The organism is Arthrobacter sp. HMWF013, from assembly GCF_003061105.1.
Classification (GTDB): Bacteria; Actinomycetota; Actinomycetes; order Actinomycetales; family Micrococcaceae; genus Arthrobacter.
This window is the reverse complement of the sequence record NZ_QAIQ01000707.1, coordinates 1-4,369: the sequence shown is the minus strand read 5'-3', so window position 1 is coordinate 4,369 and position 4,369 is coordinate 1. Positions and strand designations below refer to the sequence as shown.

Annotated in this window: 6 protein-coding genes; 4 read left to right on the top strand and 2 right to left on the bottom strand. The window is 64.8% G+C overall.

Features of this window, described 5'->3' with window-relative positions:
• From DBR22_RS25095 to DBR22_RS22775, 4 genes are all read left to right on the top strand, one after another.
• The coding region (locus tag DBR22_RS25095) for a hypothetical protein (protein WP_258229418.1) at positions 1-164 on the top strand (164 nt) is incomplete at its 5' end.
• A 594-nt stretch (positions 165-758) separates the two neighbouring features.
• Positions 759-1,277, top strand: coding sequence for a flavin reductase family protein (locus tag DBR22_RS22785; RefSeq protein WP_108600846.1), 519 nt, complete (start codon positions 759-761; stop codon positions 1,275-1,277).
• A gap of 66 nt (positions 1,278-1,343) precedes the next feature.
• Positions 1,344-1,667 (top strand): hypothetical protein, encoded by a 324-nt coding sequence (locus DBR22_RS22780; RefSeq protein WP_108600845.1) that lies wholly within the window; start codon positions 1,344-1,346, stop codon positions 1,665-1,667.
• Between the two features lie 76 nt (positions 1,668-1,743).
• Entirely contained in the window at positions 1,744-2,721 is a 978-nt protein-coding gene (locus tag DBR22_RS22775) for an amidohydrolase family protein (protein WP_308810255.1), read from the top strand.
• A 30-nt stretch (positions 2,722-2,751) separates the two neighbouring features.
• On the opposite strand, the gene DBR22_RS22770 is transcribed toward DBR22_RS22775, so the two are convergent.
• Both DBR22_RS22770 and ureG read right to left on the bottom strand, forming a co-directional pair.
• Complete coding sequence (locus DBR22_RS22770) at positions 2,752-3,582, bottom strand: urease accessory protein UreD (protein ID WP_108600843.1); 831 nt, start codon at positions 3,580-3,582, stop codon at positions 2,752-2,754.
• A gap of 200 nt (positions 3,583-3,782) precedes the next feature.
• Positions 3,783-4,369 (bottom strand): urease accessory protein UreG (ureG, locus tag DBR22_RS22760; protein ID WP_108600841.1); only part of this gene is annotated, 587 nt, incomplete at its 5' end.

Here is a 4,369-nt window from a genome sequence, read left to right as displayed (position 1 = left end):
CCCGCCACGATCTGTTCGCACCTGACTTTGCCCTTTCGTGCCTGAACCGGCTTCAGCTGCGCAACAACCAGGAGATGCTGGACCTCGCGGACCCGTCCGGCGGGCTGCAGATGGCCGGCCGCCTCGTCAATCCGCTCGCACGGTTTGCGCCTGCGGGGAGTTGAGGCTGGACGGGGCGGCGCTGCGGTCACGCTTCTGCAGGTCCAGTGTGAAAACGGCCAGTGGGGCTTTGGGAGGCTGCCGCCCGCACGTCCCGTTCGGGCCGGTGCTGGAAGCCAAAACGGAGGTAGAGGCGCTGCGATCGCACGTTGTGCTGCGCGGTATCCAACACCAGGCGTTCGGCACCCCATGCCGCAGCAATATTTGCACCTTCTGGCCTGCGGCGTCCAGCAGCAAAGCCAGGCGTTCCTCCTCCGGCAGCGGGGATCCCGGCTCCAAGTGGCCAAAACCGGCCAGTGTCAGTTGGCCAATGTGTTCGTATTCGTCCGGGCGTGCCCGGCGGACAAGGAAAGTCATGCGCCTACGATACGGTCCGGAGAATCCGCAGCGGAAAACCATTGAGCGGCGTTTCCCCCGGTTGCGCCGTATGGCCGGTGCACCCATTACCTCACTAAATGCGCTGGTCAGGAGCCGTCTTCATTACCTCATGCTTCTGGCTGTGAAGTCAGGTTGCGTTGCGCGTCGGTGCATTTCACTCCCGGTTGAAGGCGGCCGGGACGGGTGGTTGGTTGGACGTATCGGCTTTGAAAGGAACGAACATGACGGAACATTTTGATCTCACCCCGCAGCGTCTGCGTCACGTCCTGGGCCACTTTGCCTCCGGGCTGACGGTGATCACCGCAGCAACGGACAACGGTCCGGCGGGCTTCACCTGCCAATCGTTCTCCTCCCTCTCCCTGGACCCGGCCCTGGTGACGTTCAGTCCCGCCCGCAGCTCCAGCACCTGGCCTTTGCTGCGCAAGGCCGGACGCTTCACGGTGAACATCCTCCCGGCCGAGCACCAGCACCTTGCCGGCCAGTTCGCCCGGTCCGGAACCGACAAGTTTGCCGGCGTGGATTACAGCGCTTCGCCGCTGGGAAACCCGGTGCTGGACCAGGCCCTCGCCTGGGTGGACTGCGAGCTTCATGAGGAGTACGACGGCGGCGACCACACCATTGTGGTGGGGGCAGTCCGGGCACTCGGTTCCAGGAACGGGGCGGAGCCTCTGCTGTTCTTCAAGGGCGGATACTTCGCCGGCGTGCCGGCCCGGGCCGGGGTGCTGGAGAGCGTCGCATGACGGCGGTCAGTTGCGGAGCCGCCGTCGGCTCTGGCTTCACTATCTACTCCTGAAGGACTTAAGCGCATGATCGGGACACTTACCCACAGGATCCACATGATCTGCGGCGACGAGCTCTCCGAGCTTCGACGGCAGATGGATGCGCTCGGCAGGCTGGACATCCACGAGGGGGGTGTTGAGGGGGCCGCGACGGCCATGGCCCGCAAACCCTCCTGCGTGAATCACGGCGTCAGCGTGGACGTTGTCTGCTTCGCGCAGCGTTCCACCACAGATGTAGCCTCGATCATGATCTCCGTGGCCATGCATGTTTCCGCAGTTCGCCAGCGTACGGCACAGCCTTGGATGCCGGAAGTCTGGCCCAAGCGCATCCTGGCGGCGCCGAGCCAGTGAGCTTCGGCTGAGCGGAGCGGGACGTTGTGCCCTGACTGTGGAGGCCGCGGGCGCGTAGATTGAGGCCGGATCAAGGATGGGATTTCGGATGAGCGGGCCGCGGCGCATCGACACGCACCAGCACATCATTCCGCCTGAATATGCGCGCTGGATGCATGAAAAGCGCGTCCGCCCAGGAGGCTTGAGTATGCCTTCATGGTCGCAGCGTTCTGCGCTGAAGTTCATGGACAGCAACGAAATCCAGGCCGGCATCCTGTCCCTGTCCACACCGGGTGTCTACTTCGGGGACGTCCTGGAGGCGCGGCGCTGGGCACGCGAGGTCAATGAGTACAGCGCGCAGGTGGTGGCCGGCAGGCCGGAGCGGTTCGGGTTCTTCGCAACAGTGACTCTGCCGGACGTGGACGGCGCCCTGGCGGAGGCTGAGTACGCCCTGGACACGCTGCATGCTGACGGCATCGCGCTATTGGCCAGCAACGATGGCCGCTACCCGGGCGATCCCGGCTTCGAGCCGCTGCTGGAGTTCCTGGACGGGCGCCATGCCGTGGTGTTCATCCACCCCGGTGAGCTTCCCGCTCCGGCGGTGCCTGGCATCCCCACCTTCGCGGCGGACTTCCTGCTCGACACCACCCGCGCGGCCATCAGCCTGATCCTGTCCGGTGCGATGGACAAGTACACAAGAATTAAGTTCCTGCTGGCCCATGCCGGCGGCTTTGTGCCTTACATAGCTTTCCGGGTCCTGCTCACGATGCTCAACAACAGGGAGTTGGCCCTCACAGCGTTGGCGGCGCTGGCGGACGAGAAGCAATCCGTCCTGCGGCGGTTCTACTATGACATCGCCCTGTCTGCCACCCCGTCGGCGCTCCCCAGCCTGCTTGAGGTCGCCGACCCCGGGCGCATCACGTTCGGCTCGGATTTCCCCTTCGCCCCGTCGATGGCGATCGGATTCCTGAACATGCAATATGAGAACTACCCGCTGGACCGATCGTTGCGCACGGCGATAGACCGCGGCAATGCGGAGGCGCTGTTTCCGCGGCTGAGGCAGGGCCGCGGCTGAACCCGCCGGACGCCGTCCGGCCTGTGCGGGTCAGTACTTCCGCAGGTTGAGGGGTTCTTGTCCGTGCCACCGTTCCCGGAGGAGGGCTGTGCACGCGCCGAGCAGCAGGTTCAGTTCCGCCGTGCTGTTGGAGAGTGAGCGCAGGACCAGTCCGGTGGTTCCGGCCAGTGTGCGGGTGAGCGAGATGCCGGTGTGTGCCTTGTAGCCCGCGGTGAGTGCATGAAGATCGTCTGCCAGCGCCTGGTTAACGCGCGCGTCCACCACCACCAGTGAGCCCAAGTGGCTGAAGCCCTCCATAAAGCCCAAGCCGGTGACGTCACCGGCGGGCGGCCGGATCAGCAGGTTGTCCAGCGCCAGCAGCCGTCCGCCGTCGTCGGTTTCCACCAGGATTTCATTCCGGAGCCGAAGCTCTTCATACCGGAACGACGCACCGTCCGGCGACCAGCCGGGAGTGATGACCTCAGCCATGACCAGGCTCGACGACGGCTGCACGGTGATGTGCGTGTTCTGCCGGTAGCTGGCCTCCCGGTAGGCGATCAGCTGGTCCGGGGCCAGCTCCAGCCGGGCCCCCTCGCCGAGCCGCAAGGTCATGCGCTGCTCCGCAAAAGACCCCGGAGTCCGGTAAATCTTGGTAGCCGACTGCGTCGTCAAAAGCAGGTCGGCCCCGTCGCCCACCTCCACATCAATCAGGAACAGATCGGCCCCAAGATAAGCCCCGCCAGGATTGACGAGCACATAACAAACCTGCCCGGAATCATCGAGGTAGTGCGGCCGCAACACTCTCAAGGCGCCCTGATGGTACTGATGCGTCGCAACCGACCGACTGCCTCGCTGACCTATGCGCAAGGTGAGTTCCCCCATCGGTTCCTTGGTCGATGAGGTGGCGAGGCCGGATTTGGGGGCCGCGGTGTGGTGGCACTCGTGGGGGGCCCACTGCCGCGAGGGCCCCGACTTGAGCTTGCGAGAGTTGGGAGCGGCTGGGGACGGGCACGGCCCCAAAGCCGGCGAAGCCGCCGGACCCAGCCACGAAGCCGGTTGAGGCGACTCGGCCGCCGTCGTACTCATGGCGCGAGGTCGAGCATCAGGACATCGCGCCGCATCCATTCGATGACGGCGTCGAGCCCTTCGTCGGTTTTCAGGTTGGTGAAGCAGAAGGGCCTGGCTCCGCGGAATTCCTTGGAATCCCGTTCCATGACTGAGAGGTCGGCGCCGACGTGGGGTGCGAGGTCGGTTTTGTTGATGATGAACAGATCGGACTTGATCATGCCTTGGCCGGCCTTGCGGGGGATCTTTTCGCCTTGGGCCACGTCGATGATGTAGATGGAGAAGTCCACGAGTTCCGGGCTGAAGGTCGCCGAGAGGTTGTCGCCTCCGGATTCGACGAAGATGACCTGCAGGTCCGGGTGCCGGGCCTTGAGTTCCTCGATGGCGGCGGTGTTCATGGAGGTGTCTTCGCGGATGGCGGTGTGTGGGCAGCCGCCGGTTTCTACCCCGATGATCCGGTCCTCGGGGAGGATGCCGTTGGCGGCGAGGATTTTGGCGTCCTCGATGGTGTAGATGTCGTTGGTGATGGCGGCCATGGAGATTTCGCGGCTCATGTGGCGGGTGAGCCGCTCCACGAGCTGGGTTTTACCGGCGCCTACCGGGC

What these genes read in the sequence shown, in the direction of transcription:
- DBR22_RS22785 (WP_108600846.1), top strand. Translation starts at nt 759, where the DNA reads ATGACGGAACATTTTGATCTCACCCCGCAGCGTCTGCGTCACGTCCTG.
- DBR22_RS22780 (WP_108600845.1), top strand. Translation starts at nt 1,344, where the DNA reads ATGATCGGGACACTTACCCACAGGATCCACATGATCTGCGGCGACGAG.
- DBR22_RS22775 (WP_308810255.1), top strand. Translation starts at nt 1,744, where the DNA reads ATGGGATTTCGGATGAGCGGGCCGCGGCGCATCGACACGCACCAGCAC.
- DBR22_RS22770 (WP_108600843.1), bottom strand. Translation starts at nt 3,582, where the DNA reads ATGGGGGAACTCACCTTGCGCATAGGTCAGCGAGGCAGTCGGTCGGTT.